11 protein-coding genes are annotated in these 15,231 nt (G+C 54.9%); 4 read left to right on the top strand and 7 right to left on the bottom strand.

What is annotated here, in order from left to right; genetic code table 11:
- The first annotated feature begins 364 nt into the window (after window positions 1-364).
- Window positions 365-3,334 (top strand): thrombospondin type 3 repeat-containing protein, encoded by a 2,970-nt coding sequence (locus tag AAF465_11055; protein ID MEM7083261.1) that lies wholly within the window; start codon window positions 365-367, stop codon window positions 3,332-3,334.
- A 467-nt stretch (window positions 3,335-3,801) separates the two neighbouring features.
- Here the strand turns inward: AAF465_11055 and AAF465_11050 are convergent, their stop codons facing one another.
- Complete coding sequence (locus AAF465_11050; protein ID MEM7083260.1) at window positions 3,802-4,428, bottom strand: hypothetical protein; 627 nt, start codon at window positions 4,426-4,428, stop codon at window positions 3,802-3,804.
- 232 nt (window positions 4,429-4,660) lie between these two features.
- Here AAF465_11050 and AAF465_11045 point away from each other — a divergent pair, with 232 nt between their 5' ends.
- A complete protein-coding gene (locus AAF465_11045) occupies window positions 4,661-4,903 on the top strand; it encodes a PGPGW domain-containing protein (GenBank protein ID MEM7083259.1) in 243 nt (80 codons plus the stop codon).
- A gap of 326 nt (window positions 4,904-5,229) precedes the next feature.
- Here AAF465_11045 and lepB read toward each other — a convergent pair whose 3' ends face one another.
- Both lepB and msrA read right to left on the bottom strand, forming a co-directional pair.
- Window positions 5,230-5,955: a signal peptidase I gene (lepB, locus tag AAF465_11040; GenBank protein ID MEM7083258.1), complete on the bottom strand. Its 726-nt coding sequence runs from the start codon at window positions 5,953-5,955 to the stop codon at window positions 5,230-5,232.
- A gap of 120 nt (window positions 5,956-6,075) precedes the next feature.
- The gene (gene msrA / locus AAF465_11035; GenBank protein MEM7083257.1) at window positions 6,076-6,714 is read right to left on the bottom strand and encodes a peptide-methionine (S)-S-oxide reductase MsrA; all 639 of its coding nucleotides are present in this window, start codon (window positions 6,712-6,714) and stop codon (window positions 6,076-6,078) included.
- A 173-nt stretch (window positions 6,715-6,887) separates the two neighbouring features.
- Between msrA and AAF465_11030 the strand changes: the two genes are divergently transcribed.
- Both AAF465_11030 and AAF465_11025 read left to right on the top strand, forming a co-directional pair.
- Window positions 6,888-8,126 carry an acetylornithine/succinylornithine family transaminase gene (locus AAF465_11030; protein MEM7083256.1) on the top strand — a complete coding sequence of 413 codons (1,239 nt, stop codon included), beginning with the start codon at window positions 6,888-6,890 and terminating at the stop codon, window positions 8,124-8,126.
- A complete protein-coding gene (locus tag AAF465_11025) occupies window positions 8,123-8,383 on the top strand; it encodes a DUF5062 family protein (GenBank protein MEM7083255.1) in 261 nt (86 codons plus the stop codon). The genes AAF465_11030 and AAF465_11025 overlap by 4 nt, the downstream gene beginning before the upstream one ends.
- Before the next feature lie 49 nt (window positions 8,384-8,432).
- On the opposite strand, the gene AAF465_11020 is transcribed toward AAF465_11025, so the two are convergent.
- The 4 genes from AAF465_11020 to AAF465_11005 form a co-directional block, all read right to left on the bottom strand.
- Window positions 8,433-9,857 (bottom strand): MBL fold metallo-hydrolase, encoded by a 1,425-nt coding sequence (locus AAF465_11020; GenBank protein ID MEM7083254.1) that lies wholly within the window; start codon window positions 9,855-9,857, stop codon window positions 8,433-8,435.
- Window positions 9,847-10,554 (bottom strand): hypothetical protein, encoded by a 708-nt coding sequence (locus tag AAF465_11015; GenBank protein ID MEM7083253.1) that lies wholly within the window; start codon window positions 10,552-10,554, stop codon window positions 9,847-9,849. The genes AAF465_11020 and AAF465_11015 overlap by 11 nt, the downstream gene beginning before the upstream one ends.
- Before the next feature lie 289 nt (window positions 10,555-10,843).
- Window positions 10,844-13,996 carry a hypothetical protein gene (locus AAF465_11010; protein ID MEM7083252.1) on the bottom strand — a complete coding sequence of 1,051 codons (3,153 nt, stop codon included), beginning with the start codon at window positions 13,994-13,996 and terminating at the stop codon, window positions 10,844-10,846.
- A gap of 253 nt (window positions 13,997-14,249) precedes the next feature.
- Window positions 14,250-15,230: an ornithine cyclodeaminase gene (locus AAF465_11005; GenBank protein ID MEM7083251.1), complete on the bottom strand. Its 981-nt coding sequence runs from the start codon at window positions 15,228-15,230 to the stop codon at window positions 14,250-14,252.
- Window position 15,231 lies beyond the last annotated feature (1 nt).

Raw genomic sequence — 15,231 nt, 5'->3', positions numbered from 1 at the left:
GACTCGATACTCCGCGGCCGCATGCGAGCGAGTCGTGGTGGTGGGCAGAAGATTGGCGTGAACGCGTCGATTTCATATATGAAAAATTTGTCTAGACAAGTCACCCGTTGGACCCCTTCTCTGTTGCGTTACAGCAATCTTGGCATAATGTTCTTAAAGACAGAAAATAATAATCTAATCATATAGATACGTACTTTCTATCGCTGAGCAAAGTGAGTGAAGATTATGTCAACGTCGCTTTCTTTTTAGGCACGTCTAGGGGCATACTCGGGCGATCGACGGGAAGCTGTTTACAAGAAGAATTTTTGGCCCCGCCGTTACATCACTCTACATCACATTGCTAACTCTTTTATCAGGGGGAAACATGCATAACTCTGCGACTTTTAAACCGTCTGCTCAGACGTGGGTCAAGGGTCTGTTTGTAGTCCTGCTTGGTTTAGCACCCATGGTGTCGGCCGTTGCTGCCGAACTCTATGGCATGGCGCCTGCTCGCATCGAGCAGAACCGCGGTGTTGACCAGACAGTTAACTATGCAGGTCTTGGCAAATACGGCGTTTGGGACGACCGCAACTACGAACTGACGTCCGATGATCTCAAGTACTTGTCTCCGAACGAGCACGAAGTGTCGGCGCTGATTCCGGCGTTTTTCCGTGTTGAACTACGTAAAGCCTGGCCGCATCTGCAGACTAAAGGCTCTGCTCAATACCCGCGTGCCGCTTGGCCGATGTTCCGCAAAAAGTATGGCGGCATCATGCGCGACGGCAAGTTGCATGGCCCGGACTTTAACCAGAACCGCGTTGTACCGGTTAATGGCGAACTGCGTATCAGTCAGATTCGCGCTGCTAACGAGCCGACCATTGAAATCAACCGTGCTCAGCCTCAGTACGCGATTGCCGGTGCCAACAATGGCGGCGGACAGGAGATGTACTACTCGCACGATGGCGGCGACACCTGGACCGTGCAAGGCGTACTGCCGAACACGTGCTGTGACCCGACAGTGGATTGGTCCTCTGACGGTAACATCGGTTACACCGCTGCGCTGAGCGGCCCAATCGGTGTTTCGTTCTGGCGCACAGATGACTTTGGTGTGACTTGGACCAACCGTGTTGACCTTACTGCAAGCGGTAGTGACAAAGAGTGGATTCATGTTGATAAGTCGCCCTCGTCACCCTACCAGGACAATGTGTACGTGACGTACCATAATGGTAACGTCATGCAGTTTGCCCGTACGGAAGACTTGGGTCTGACCTTTGATATCACCTCGTTCAATGGTGCACCGACCGGTATCGGTAGTGATATCACCACCACATCAAATGGTGACGTATACTACGTTTGGGGTTCGACCGGCACCTCCACGATTCAGTTGCTCAAATCAACCGATGGCGGTGATACCTTTGCGGCACCTCAAACCATCACCGCGACCAACGGCAACTTCGACTTTCCGATTCCCGCGATGGAATCGCGTCGTGCATGGATTTATGCGACAGCAGACGCGGATACGTCTGGCGGTCCGCTGGACGGCAGCGTCTATGTGGCGTTCACCGACACCACAGGTCCTGAGAGTCCTACGGCTGCTCTGAACCACACGCAGGTTAAGTTGTACTACTCACGTGACGGCGGCGCGACCTGGAACTTCACCATTCCGCACGCCACCGCTGATGCAAACGACGTTGATCGTTTCAACCAGTGGATGACCGTTGACGAGCAGGGCAATGTGCACGTGGTGTTCTACGACACTCGCAATTCGGTCAACCGCACCGGTGTCGACCTCTACTACAACATTTCGACCGACGGTGGTCTGACCTGGGATACGCCAACTCGTGTCTCGGGCGAAACCTCGATTAACGTCACAACCGGTCAGGAATGGGGCGACTACAACGGTGTGTCGGTCGTCGGTGACAAGGTCATTCCAATCTGGTCTGACAACCGACCCACCGATGGTGGTACCGCTAGCCAGATCGATACGTTTGTGGCGGATGTGCTAAACGTCGGTGCTGGACCTAACTTCCAGCTTACTGCCGACAGCTCAACGTTTGAGGTCTGCGTACCCGATACGGTTGGTGTGAACCTCAATGTGGGTTCCATTTCAGGCTTCTCAGACGATGTCACGTTGTCGTCCTCTGCACCGGCTGGTTTTGGTGTCACGTTCGGCACCAACCCGGTTTCGCCAGGTGGCAGCTCAAGTGCCACGATTTCGGTTGGTGGCACAGTGACGGGCGGCGACTACAATGTTGACCTCATCGGTTCGGCAACGGGCGTCGATGATCGAGTCGTCGGCGTCAGTATTGCTGCGGCTGACGCAGTACCGGGTAGCGCGACGTTGGTCTCTCCGGCCAATGGTGAGGGCAGCCAGGCATTGATGCCGACGCTGACCTGGAACGATGCCTCACAGGCCGCCAGCTATCAGGTTCAGATCGCGACCGATCCGGGTTTCACCAATTTGGTTGACCTGGGCGTAACGGACACCACGAGCTATACGCTGGCCGCGACGCTGGAGACGAGCACCACTTACTATTGGCGTGTTCGTGCCATCAACATCTGTGGCGACGGCGCGTACAGTGCCGCCAACTCGTTCGAAACCGGTACGCTGATCTGTACGTCACCCAACGTGGCGATTCCGGATAACAGCGCCGCTGGCGTGGACAGCTCGCTGACCGTTCCTTCGGGCGGTGCTTTGACCGACCTCAACGTCAGCCTGATGGCAACCCACACTTACGTGGGTGACCTGATCTTCACGCTGACACACGATGACACCGGCACGAGCGTGATCATGGTGGACCGACCCGGTGTACCCGCATCTGGCTTTGGTTGTGGCAACAACAACGTTGACGCGACCATTGACGATGAGAGCGGCACGCCGGTTGAGACCACGTGTCTGACCGATCCGGCTCTGGCCGGCGTGTTGAGCCCCAATAACCCGCTGTCTGCCTTTGACGGTGAAGACCTGTCGGGTTCTTGGACGTTGAATGTCAGTGATAACGCTGGAATTGATACAGGAACCATGGACACATGGTGCTTGATCCCAGCCATCGAAGATGTGGCGGTGGACACGGACGGTGACGGCGTTTCAGACGACGTCGATAACTGTTCACTGGTCTCTAACCCAGATCAGCGTGATACCAACGGCGACGGCTTCGGCAACATTTGCGACCCTGATCTGGACAACAACGGTGTCGTAAACTTCCTGGACGTTAATGCTTGGACGCCCACATTCAACACCTCATGTGGTGATGTGGATGAGGACTTCAACGGAGACGGCGTGTGTAACTTCGCCGACTACGTGCTGTTCTCGCAGTTCTTCCTGCAGCCACCGGGACCGGGCGCGACGGAATAAGTCGCTACCGATACCTGCTAAGGTAGAGAAAAGCCCCGCATTATGCGGGGCTTTTTTTATGGGTCCGACTGGCGCCTTGGTCCAATATGCCGACGGTCTGATCGCGCTTCTAGATTGAGTGCGTGTCCGTGCCAGTGATGTCGATGGGGTGGGAATGCCTTCAACTGCCTTGGCCTTTGCTGTCCTTAGGCTTGGGGAATTCCGTTCATGGCACACGCGTTGATGTCTGAGTCTTCGAACGGGGCGCGTCGAGGGCAGGTTGGATCGCGAGTTGACCACGTTTGAATCACCACGTCACGCGCGTATTACTCACCGTGTTGATCCATCGAAGGCACCCAGTGCGGTGTATAGTAAAAAGATGGTTTGGCGTTTTGTTGGTGAAGCGTTTCGTCAATGGGTCCAAAACCGGCAAAAAAAAACCGCAGCCCGTAGGCTGCGGTTAGTCGAACGGTTACTCGCCGCCTGGATTAGCGCTTGCGTCGACGCAGAGCCAGGGGTACTAGGCCCAGAAAGAGTGGAGAGAGTGCGCCACCACCAGCACTGTCGGCGCTCTTAGCGGTTTCGGTCGCTTTGTCGCCACCGCATTTGCCTTCGCCGCATTTGCCTTCGCCTTCAGCTTTGTCGCCGCCGCATTTGCCTTCGCCGCACTTGCCTTCGCCTTCAGCTTTGTCGCCGCCGCATTTGCCTTCGCCACACTTGCCTTCGCCTTCAGCTTTGTCGCCGCCGCACTTGCCTTCGCCACACTTGCCTTCGCCTTCAGCTTTGTCGCCGCCACATTTGCCTTCGCCGCACTTGCCTTCGCCTTCAGCTTTGTCGCCGCCGCATTTGCCTTCGCCACACTTGCCTTCGCCTTCGGCTTTGTCGCCGCCGCATTTGCCTTCGCCGCACTTGCCTTCGCCTTCAGACTTTTCGCCGCCGCATTTGCCTTCGCCACATTTACCTTCACCTGGCGCGGCAGTCATGTAGCCGCTGGAGAGCGCTGACATGCTGAAGGGGCTCACGTCTGCCTGTGCCGGTGTTGACGCGGCAAATGAAACAGCCAGCGCCGCACCAACCGCGGCAGCAATGGGAGATTTGGATTTAACTTCGTTCATCGATATTTCCTTTCACATGTCGATTAATGGCGCTGCTGTGCATCATCGGCAACAGTCAACGTGCGTGTGCTCCAGTAGACCCAGTGGTCGCTGAGATTATTTCAGCTGAGCCCATAATGCCCTGAATTTGCGTCACGCCGAATAGTTTCAGAAGATATTAATAGGCGATCGAATGTGTAATTTTGGTATCGTGTACCCTCGATACGGTCAATTCATCGATAAACGTAAACCCATGTTAAACAGACTGCTTTCCACCAGCGTGCGCACGGCGCGACGCATCGCCATCGGCGTGATCGGCGCGACTGTGTGCCTAATCGGTGTGATCATGCTGGTTACTCCGGGGCCCGCGTTTGTGGTGATACCGGCAGGACTGGCCATTTTGAGTATTGAGTTTGCGTTTGCTCGTCGGTGGCTGACCTTGCTGCGCCGCCGCATTAGCGACACCATGCAAAATCAGCGCATTAAGAGTCGCTGATCGTCATGATTTTGCCAGCGTCACTTGTCGAGTCGCTTTACACGACGGCATTGTGCAGGCCAAATGCGGTGCTAAAAACTGCGTTAACTGATCGAAAAATAAACTATTTTTTCGATCCGGCACGGTCCTTGCTTTTATCAAGGAGAGATAGAGTTACGTAAGTAAGACGCTCTCACTCGAACGATACCAATGAGCCTGACACGGTCGATGGGGTTAGAAGGACGCGAAGACGGCGAAAGAGAGCGAAAACGGCACACACAACAACCACAATATGTGCGGGAAAAAGGCCAAATCGAGTTTGGCCTTTTTTTGTGGGTCACGATTTATTATTGGAGACTGACGAAAAAGCGATCACCGCGCGGCATAAAAAACCCTTTCGCATCGCGCAATGACAGCACAACCGTTGAGGATCGGCCGATAATGTTGTTGCGAGGCACGACGCCCCACACCCGTGAGTCGCTGCTCTGATCGCGGTTATCACCCAACATAAGATAGTGACCTTCAGGCACGGTGGCGGAAAACGAACGCAACTCCCGGTTCACATTTCGTCTTGAGTGCACCATCATGGCGTGGGGTTTGCCGGGCAGCCCCTCTTCCAAATGACGGAATCCAAGCGACAGATCGAGCAACGTGGATTCGGTTTCTTCAAGCGAGATGCCCGTGTAATCCACCTGTTCATCGTTGATGGTGAGTACGTTGTCGCGCAGTTCGACGCGATCGCCGGGTAGACCGATCAGACGTTTTACCATACGCGTTCGATTCTTATCCGGCGAGAAAAACACCACGATATCGCCGCGCTGTGGGTCCGATCGTTTTTTTAATACGATCGACGTGTACGGCACCTTAACGTCATAAGCGAGTTTGTTGACCCATATTCGATCGCCTTCGATGAGGTTCGGGCGCATGGAGCCCGACGGCACGTGATTCCAGTCGGCAATGGCCATGCGGAAGAAAATCATGATCGCCAAAAACAGAAAAAAACCGCGCCATTCCTGCCAAAAACGCTGCCCCGCCGACAGCTTGATCTCATCGATTTGTGTTGCGTCGTTCATGAAACTCCCTGGGTGCGGAAACCGAGTCGCCGGCGCCTATTTGTGCTTCTACGCCGAGGCGTCTATGTTTTGAGGCGACACTCGTTGTTCGTGCTGGGTCAGCGCAAGTCCACCCGATGCTCAAGCATTTGCCTGAGGGATTGGGCAGGACACGCCAGTGCCGCCGATGCCGCAATAGCCATTCGGGTTTTTTGCCAAATACTGCTGGTGATAATCCTCGGCATAGTAAAAAGGGGTCAGCGCCTCAACCGAAGTCGTGATGTGGCTGAGTTGGGCCTGGTTTAGCTCGCGCTGGTAGGCGGCAATCGCGCTCTGTGCCTGTTCCTTCTGATCTGAGCTGGCGTACTGTATAACAGATCGATACTGGGTTCCAAGATCGTTGCCTTGCCGCATGCCTTGGGTTGGGTCGTGCGATTCGAGAAACACCTTAAGCAAATCCAGGTAACGAATTCGGGCCGGGTCGAACACCACTAAAACCACTTCGGCGTGGCCGGTGCGCCCGCTGCACACCTCTTCATAGGTTGGGTTGGGTGTGTAACCGCCGGCATACCCCACGGCGGTGGTGACCACGCCGTCGAGTGCCCAGAAAAGACGTTCGGCACCCCAGAAGCAGCCGAGACCGAAAACGGCGGTTTCCATCTTCTCGTCGAAGGGCGGCATGAGCGGCTGGTCGTTGACAAAATGCCGATTGGTGACGGCCAATGGCGTGTCTCGGCCGGGTAGGGCGGCGTCTTTGCTTACCATAATGGATGTGGACATGGCTCTCGATTCCTTTGGACTATCAACTAAGTGGGGTCGTGCGGCGCCTCTTCAAGCCTGTTCATGTTCGACCACGAAAATTGGGATTCGCTCCCCCTAATCGATGCCCATGGCCGGTCTGCACCAGCCGACAAAAAGGGGACAATTGCCACGCCGGCGATTACACTCATGCCATGGCCGTCGATTCTGCCAATCCCGATCAGTATACCGAAAGGGCATCCCGTCTATTAGCGAATAATTACGGGCCGGCCCCACTGACGTTTGTCGGTGCCGATGGCAGTCGGCTGATTGACGCCGACGGTACGCGCTACCTCGATTTTGGTTCCGGCATCAGCGTTACCTCATTCGGTCATGGACACACCGCTGTTCGTCAGGCGGTGGAACGGCAACTTGAGGGCGTTTGGCACACGAGCAATCTGTTCTACACGCAACCGGTCATCGATTTGGCCGATGCGCTCATCGACTCTTGTTTCGCCCACCGAGTGTTCTTCGCCAACTCGGGTGCAGAAGCCAATGAGGCGGCGATCAAGCTGGTTCGCAAAGCGGTCAGTTCCGACCGTGCGCCCTCGCGTCGCACGATCATTACCTTTCAAGGCGGTTTCCATGGGCGCACATTAACCACGGTGACGGCGACCGCGCAGCCTAAATATCATGCGGGATTCGAGCCCTTACCGGACGGTTTTCGCTACTGTGACTTTAATAATGTGGCGGCACTGCGAGACGCTGTGGACGACAGTGTGTGTGCCGTGTTGTTCGAACCCATTCAAGGCGAGGGTGGTATTCATGTGGCAAGCCCAGAGTTTGTCGCAGAAATTCAGCGTCTGTCGGATCGCGGTCTGTTGGTGATGGTGGACGAAGTGCAAACCGGCATTGCGCGTACCGGCAAGCTTTGGGCGCACGAGTGGTATCCCAGCCTGGTTCCTGACGTAATGACATCGGCCAAAGCACTCGGCGGCGGCTTGCCAATCGGTGCCTTGCTCATCGGCGAGCGGCTTAGCGATGTGTTTCAGCCCGGAAGTCACGGGTCAACATTTGGCGGCAACCCAGTGTGTTGTGCGGCAGCCAACGCGGTTCTGACGCTAGCGCGTGACCCAGCGTTGCATACCCGTATTGAAGCGCTCGGCGAGGCACTGGTGGAGGGCTTGATGTTGCTCAACGAACGCTACGCGCTGTTCGATGAGGTTCGGGGCCGAGGACTCATGGTGGGTGCGCCCTTGCGAAAGGCGTATCGGCATCGTATTGGTGATTTACTTGCGGCTTGCCGGGATCAGCGCTTACTCGTACTGCAAGCCGGAGACGGCGTACTGCGTTTTCTTCCTCCGTTGGTCATCACACACGCGGATATTGCAGCGATGTTGGTGCGACTTGATGCGGCGCTACAGGACGTTTTTTTTGCAAAGGAGTCGGCATGAAGAAGATAAAGAACGAAACTGCGCTGGTCAAAGAAGCGCTTCGCGTAATCATGGCGGATGCCGAGCGACGCAAAGTGGCGGAGTTCGAGCCAACCGACTCGCAGGCGTTGAAGATTGAGTACTGCTACCGCTTGCTCGTGCATGACAAAAAGGTCATTCCGCTCGCCAATGATCAGGTCGGTTTGCCCAACTATAAGCGGGTGCTGGCGCGCTGGATTATGCGCGAACTGCCGAGCGACCACGAGCTGCTCAAATAGAACTGGCGCTGTACTCGACTCGACCGGCCAGCATTGCGGACCGGTAAGGCTATAGCGGTTCACCTAGTGACTCCAAGGAGTCGTTGATCAAATCGAGGGTCATGCCAGGATCGGAGAGCGTTACGCGCGCGCCGAACTCATTGGCGAATTTTTTCTTGAGTTTACGCGCCGAACGTTTTTCACCATGTACCAGATAGACCGGCGGCGTATTCTTAAAATGCGCATACCAGCGCGCCAAATCGGCCTCGTCGCCGTGTGCCGATAGGCCGCCAACCGTGTGGACATGTGCCGCGACTTTTATGTTGTCGCCATGGATCCGCACATACGGTCGCTTTTCTACGAGTCGACGTCCCAGCGAGCCTTTGGCTTGGTAGCCGACAAACACAACATGATGGCGCTTGCGCCACACGTTGTGTTTCAGGTGATGCAAAATGCGACCCCCGCTGCACATGCCGCTACCGGCTAGAATGATAGCACCCCCCTTCTTTTGGTTGATGCGGCGTGAGTCGTCGGCGCTTTTACTCAACGTGAGATTTTTAAGCGGTGGCATATCGTGCGTACCTTTGCGCAGGCGAGTAGCTTCTTCGTCATACAAATGCGGGTGATCCCAATAGACCTCACTGGCTTCAATTGCCATCGGACTATCAAGATAAATTTGCCAATCTTTCATGTGCCACTCGTCGTAGTGGCGTCCGAACAGATACAGTAGCTCTTGACTGCGACCCACCGCGAAAGCGGGGATAATAATATTGCCCTGTGTTGCTTTGGCCTGCTGAATGATCTGACCAAGCTCGACAATCGTCTTTTCGCGGTCGCGATGCAGTCGACCACCGTACGTACTTTCCATGAGCACGACATCCGCGTATTCGATTGGCTCAGGGTCGCGCAGTATCGGCGTGTCGTACTGCCCAAGATCACCGCTAAACACGATCGTACGCGTTTCACCGTTCTCGGTTGCCTTGATCTCCACAACACACGACCCCAAGATATGCCCGGCGTCTTTGAATGTGATCGTAATGCCAGGAAGAATCTCGGTGGTTTCGCGGTAGCGAAGACTACGAAACTGTCGAAGTGCGGCCTGTGCGTCTGCCGATGAGTAAAGGGGTTTGAGCGGCTTTTTGCCTTGACGCAGTCGCTTGCGATTTTTGCGTTCTACATCTTGTTCGCCCAGACGAGCGGAGTCCTCGAGCAGAATATGACAAAGGTCTTGCGACGCACGCTGTGCCCAAATAGGCCCCTCGAAGCCTCGCTTTACCAAAAGCGGGAGGCGGCCCGAATGATCGATATGCGCGTGGCTTAGTATAACCGCATCAATATTGGCCGCATCAAATGGAAACGATTGTCGATTTCTTGCCTCGGCTTTTTTGCCACCTTGAATCATGCCGCAATCAAGAAGCACGCGGTGTTTATTGACCGTCAAAATATGGCAAGAACCGGTTACTTCGCCGGCAGCACCAAAAAATTCAAGTTCCATGGGTTGGCTCCGTCGTTTCGTCGTGCCGCATCGCCATTCGGCGCCAGGCAGGAATGAGCAGTAAATAATACACGTGTAGCAGTAACGCGTAGTTCCACTCCACAATGTTTTCCATTTGCTTTTGTTTGATCGGATCCTCTACCAGGCTTATTGGCACGATGACGATTCCACACAGCAGTATGCCCACGCAAAACAGCGTCAACCGTTTGGCGAGTTTGTCGTGGTTTTCGTATGCGCTGTTGTGTGCCTTGAGTTGGCGAATGAGAAGTAATTGGGCAATAAATGTACAGCCGAAATACAGCAACACACCGAACTTTCGAAACAGGCGATAGACATCACCCGGTATGCCAAGTGTCGTGACGTAAACAAGCAGGCAAAATGATGCCAAGGCACCGGTAAACGCGAGCCCGCGTGATGGCACTAGCTGCTGATTGCCGGTCAGCCAGCCTTCAGACGTGAGCCAAAGCTGCATCGTCAGAATGGCGGCTGGAATCATGCCCAGTAAGAAAATACCTTTTTGCGGCATGACGCGACCGGCTGAACTGATCGACGTACAGCCGGAAAAATACGGCACGCAAAGGGGGATGTGGTCAAGCACACTGGCGGTCAGATAGGCGGCATTGATCGATACGACCGGCAGCAAAAAGACCAGTAGCGGCAAATGGGTATTGAATCGATCAATTGGGCGGTCAGGCATGGTGGTCAGGTTGTCCAGTCCGAACGCGCAAAAGTATACCGCGATGTTTGTGCTGACTGCACTGGTAAACGCCGACACACCGGTGTTTCTCGTTCTTGGCGCGCAGTGCAGTGGCCGGGTGTGTATCCACGTTTCGGCGGCGTGAACATGGACAGCAGGGCCTAGTGTGCCGACCCGCGGTCCAAGTCGCCGCGATTCGGGTGCGCTCAAACCACGCCAGCGGTCGAGCGGGCCTTGCAATAAAAAAAGGGCCCACAAGGGGCCCTTTGTTCAGAGGTAAGGAAGACGGTCAGTCTTCAGTCGTTTGTCGCCAGAACGTTCGCCGCGGAATCTCAACGGCATCGGCTAGACACGACTCCGGTCCAGCGAGACACTGCACATCCCGTTCGCCTGGCTTGGTGCTGTCCTGATCATCACTTCCATCCGGTGGGTCGATGGGATCGCTACCCGGGCCACCGGGTGTGACCACGCAATCTGGACCAAAGCAGTCATCGATGTCGCCTTCCGCGGCTTCTCCAAAAATGAAGCTCACTTCGGGCGGTATGCCAGGCTTTTCCAGTCCATCGACAATGGTCTGACCGGAACGCAGATCAATCGTGTACAGCTTACCGCTACCCACAGCCGGCGCGCACGGATTTGATGAGTCCGCTTGTCCCGGCGTATACGTTGTAAAGTACGCTTTGTTTTGGAAGATTCTTGAGCGCGCCAATGCTTTTTGTCCATTGGTGCCCAGTTCGCGATACCAGCCCAGTGCGCCTTCCGGAATCGATTGGTTCTGATTGTCGCCCACTATCTCAGACATGTTGGCAAACGTGACGTTGTATTCGTAGTCGGCGTCTGCGGTGGCAACATCTGTGCCGAGTTTGTTGAACACGTTGTAGTCTCGCACACCACTGAGTCGGTCGTTGATGGACTTGTTGAGCGGATGAGCGCGGAAGCCGGACGCCATGGTGATCGTCATGAACTGCTGGCCATTGACGGAGCTTAATGCCACATCCGGCGCATAGTAGTAGCGTCGATTGTTCGCCGCGCCGCCTTCAACGGTGCCGCCCAGCTCAGCAATAACACCGGCCGTCACGCGCTGGCTATTGCCATCGGTATGGACGTCGAAACGGAACAGACGACCGTTGATGTCATTCACGTACATGCGATCTACCAGTCCATCGAGGTTCATATCCAACACGCGCACCGAAGAAGGGATTGAGCTGGTCATTTCGGTCAGCTCAAGGAATCGCGGTGCGGTACCGTGTCCAGGCAGGTTGGCGTTCTCGCTGCTGGCGCGCCACAGTTCGTCGCCCGTGGCGGCATCGATCATGTGAATTGCGTTACCCTTAGCATTAGTCGGGTTCACAAAGCCCCCGTCCGATTCTTGAGCAGGATCATAACCACCCGTCAGCAAAACGACGCGGCGGGGGTCAGGCGAATCATCGGTACCAAAGTTAACGTTTGCCACCAGCGGGCGCGACCAACTTTGGCCCTCGGTCGTGAATTTCCACTTAATGGTGGGTAATGCATTGCGATCTGTTACGTCCAATTTGTAATAGGTGCTGCTGCCGCGACGCATACCGAAGTAAATGTAGACTTTATCATCGCCGCCACTGACATCGATTGTGCCATCACCATCGTCTTTCTTCTCGACCACGATGTGGCCATCCACGCCGTAGGGAATATCGCCGTTCACTTTCTGGTTCTCAGCGAGTTCGCCTACGATGCCCTGAAGTTCTTGAGGCATAAATGCCCATAGCTCCTCGCCAGTCGTGCCGTCGATAGCGTGCAAAAAGCCATCGTTGGTGCCCATGTAAATCACGGCCTCCGGATTGTCGTTTGAACCACCGTACACCACGACCGTTGGTTTGGAGTGTAGTGGCGCACCCAGTTGTTTGCGCGCGTCGGTTGTGCTGCCGTCTCCGTCTTCATCGTTGGCATCATAGCCCAGAGCCCAAGCGCGCCACTCGGCGGCCGTGAGATTTGGTGTCCCAGACGCGCTCATTGATGAGTGCAACGTGTCGGTGAGCGATTCGAACGAGCTTGATGCGGCGAGCGGTTCGAGCGATTCGCCGGTATTGGTGTAAATCTTTCGAAGCGTCGGATCAGCTGGCAGCACACTGGCTGCACCGCCAAGCGCAACCGAAGCGCCATCTTTGATTGGTGTGCCACCTTCATCAACCGACCAGTAGCTCTGGGCCTTAGGCAGTGCTGGGTTCGGATCACCATTGGGTTCGCGACCGTCGAAGAAAAAGCCGGTTGTTGGGTCTACGGCAGGGTCGCCATTGACGTCAATGATTACCAATCCGTCTTCATTCGCTTTCGGTCGGAACTTGTACTTCTTCAGGTTCCCGTTCCATCGTGCATCGCCCGTTGGTTTAAATACCGTAAAGAAGAGCTGATCGAGGTGGCTGGTGCGATCAAAGGCATTGACGGTCACCGCTGGCGCCGTAAACCCGTCATTGGTGTCGACCACTTCTTTTAGGATGTTGGTCAAATCTTCGCGCAGTTGCTCGGCATTGTTTGCCTGGTAGTAGTTACCGCCACCGCGTGTGGCGGCGTCAGCAAAGATAGGCAGGTCAACGTTAAAGCCAATGAAGTGACTAATGACATTCTGCCTACCTGGAATCGTATCGTCGAAATCGTTGAGGTATAGAAATTCGGCGAACTCGTCGATGCAGCGACCGACGCTCGAGCCGTTCGCTGAGTTCAGACATTCGGTGTCCGTGTGGTCATCATATTGAGGATCGCTCATTACCGCTTCGATACGGTCCTCGGCGTAGGCGTCCCAAGTTGGTGCGCCATCGCTCAGATAGACGATAAAATTGCGCTGACAAGCGCCTTTAAATGGCGAATTGTAGTTAGAGCCGTTAAAGCTGTCCGGATGCGAGCCGAGGGGTCCCAGCCAGGTATTGCCGCCATCTAGAAACGCGTGCCAAGAACCGACACCAAAGTCCACTTCCCGACCCAGAAAATACTGCCCGGCTTCGTAGTAGGTTTCCGCCAGGGGCGTGCTGCCGAAGTGATGAATATCGTTGATGCGGTTAATCAGGTCTGCGCGACCGGTCGCGATATCGGTGATCGGATGTACAACCATGCCGCCTTGGCCGACGAGGTCGAAGTCAGTGTCCCAGCCTGGGCGATTCGTAAAGGCGATGTCATATTTCATCATGCCGATGTTGACATCTTCAAGTTCGTTAATGAGGTCCGCGGACACGTCTTGAACGACCTGTAATCGATCTCGAAGCGCGGGATCGTCCCATACGGTGGACTGCATAGAGCCTGACGAGTCGATGATCAACAACACATTGGGGTTGTTGTCTGGATCGCTCTGGGGCTGGCCGAAGTAAATTTCGGTGTCGTCGGCCCAGACCGGCATACCGGCAAATAGAACCCAAACGGCTGCCGCCGTGGTGACGCCCGCATTTGACAGGTAACGTTTGATCAAATTACTCATGGCATTGTTTCCGTCTTCAGTGTCTTCTCAAATGAATGTGAGCAGATAAATAGCTCTACTCAACGATATGGAGCCATCTTAAGAGTCAACGAAATTAATGCACGAAACTTGCGACAGAGTAATCAACACAACCGATAAACGGTGCATAACTGCGGTGTAAAATGCGGTATCTGCGCGGAGCTTACATAAGGCTTTAGTCAGCCCGCGGTGGCGTTACGCTTAATGGATTTTGAAAAGTGTGATGCACATCACATTAGGAATGTGATTGCAGATAGGCTGTATAGATATAGTGCGCGCACATTAAATCAAGATGTCCGCCACCACCATTTTTTAACAGCGTAATGTCATCGGCGTGACGCGGAATCGAGGTGTGACACAGATCATAATAATCGCCTAGAACATCTTGTTTAGTGATCACACCTTCAGAGAGTGGAATGGCCAATTCGCCAATGTCGTGGAACGTCGATTTGCGTGAATCGACATAGATCTTACTGGCTAAAAGCAAATCATTGTCGGCTTCTCGCATGTGGGGCAAAAAAGCGCCGACAAGATCGAAATGACAACCAGGATTCGCCCAGGCTCCGCTTATGATCGGATCGGGGCTCATTGTTGCGCACGCGACGATGTCCGCCTTGCCCACAGCTTCAGCAAGATCCAGCACGCGAGCAACACGCGGACAACGATGCTGGTTGCTATGGACAAGTGCATCGGCCCCGTCGGCACTGCGATTCCAGATGTTGATCGTTTCAAGGGTCGGAAACAGTTCGCAGTAGGCATCAATTGCGTGGCCGCCCACCGTGCCCGCGCCAACAATCAGCAGGTGTTTTGAATCTGGTCGCGCCAGCAATCGCGCGCCCAGGATTGAGTCGCCAGTGGTTTTCCATTTTGTCACCAGTTCGCCGTCCAGTATCGCTAACAGCTCACCGCTTTGATCATCAAATAAGCACACGGCGCCCTGAATGGCGGGGCGGGGCGGCGATGCATCGCGGTTCTGTGGAAAAACGGTGACCGACTTGGTGGCTAGCCCTAGACCTGGAATGAGTGCGCAACGATTGAAAAAGCCCTTCGATTCGTGTTCAAGCCAAAGATCGTCGTGCACCGCGCGATGACCGCGATGGCCGTCCAATAGTGCGTCCGCCACGCCTTTCCACGAGAGTTGCGCATCGATTTCGGCAAAGCCGATGTGAGGAACGTGTGGGATAACGCGGCCTTTATGACTGAGTGTTTCAAGCATG

Source organism: Pseudomonadota bacterium (assembly GCA_039028935.1).
In the GTDB taxonomy this organism is placed as follows: Bacteria; Pseudomonadota; Gammaproteobacteria; order Steroidobacterales; family SZUA-146; genus SZUA-146.
The sequence above is the reverse complement of the archived record's forward strand: the minus strand, read 5'-3'. Positions and strand labels throughout refer to the sequence as shown.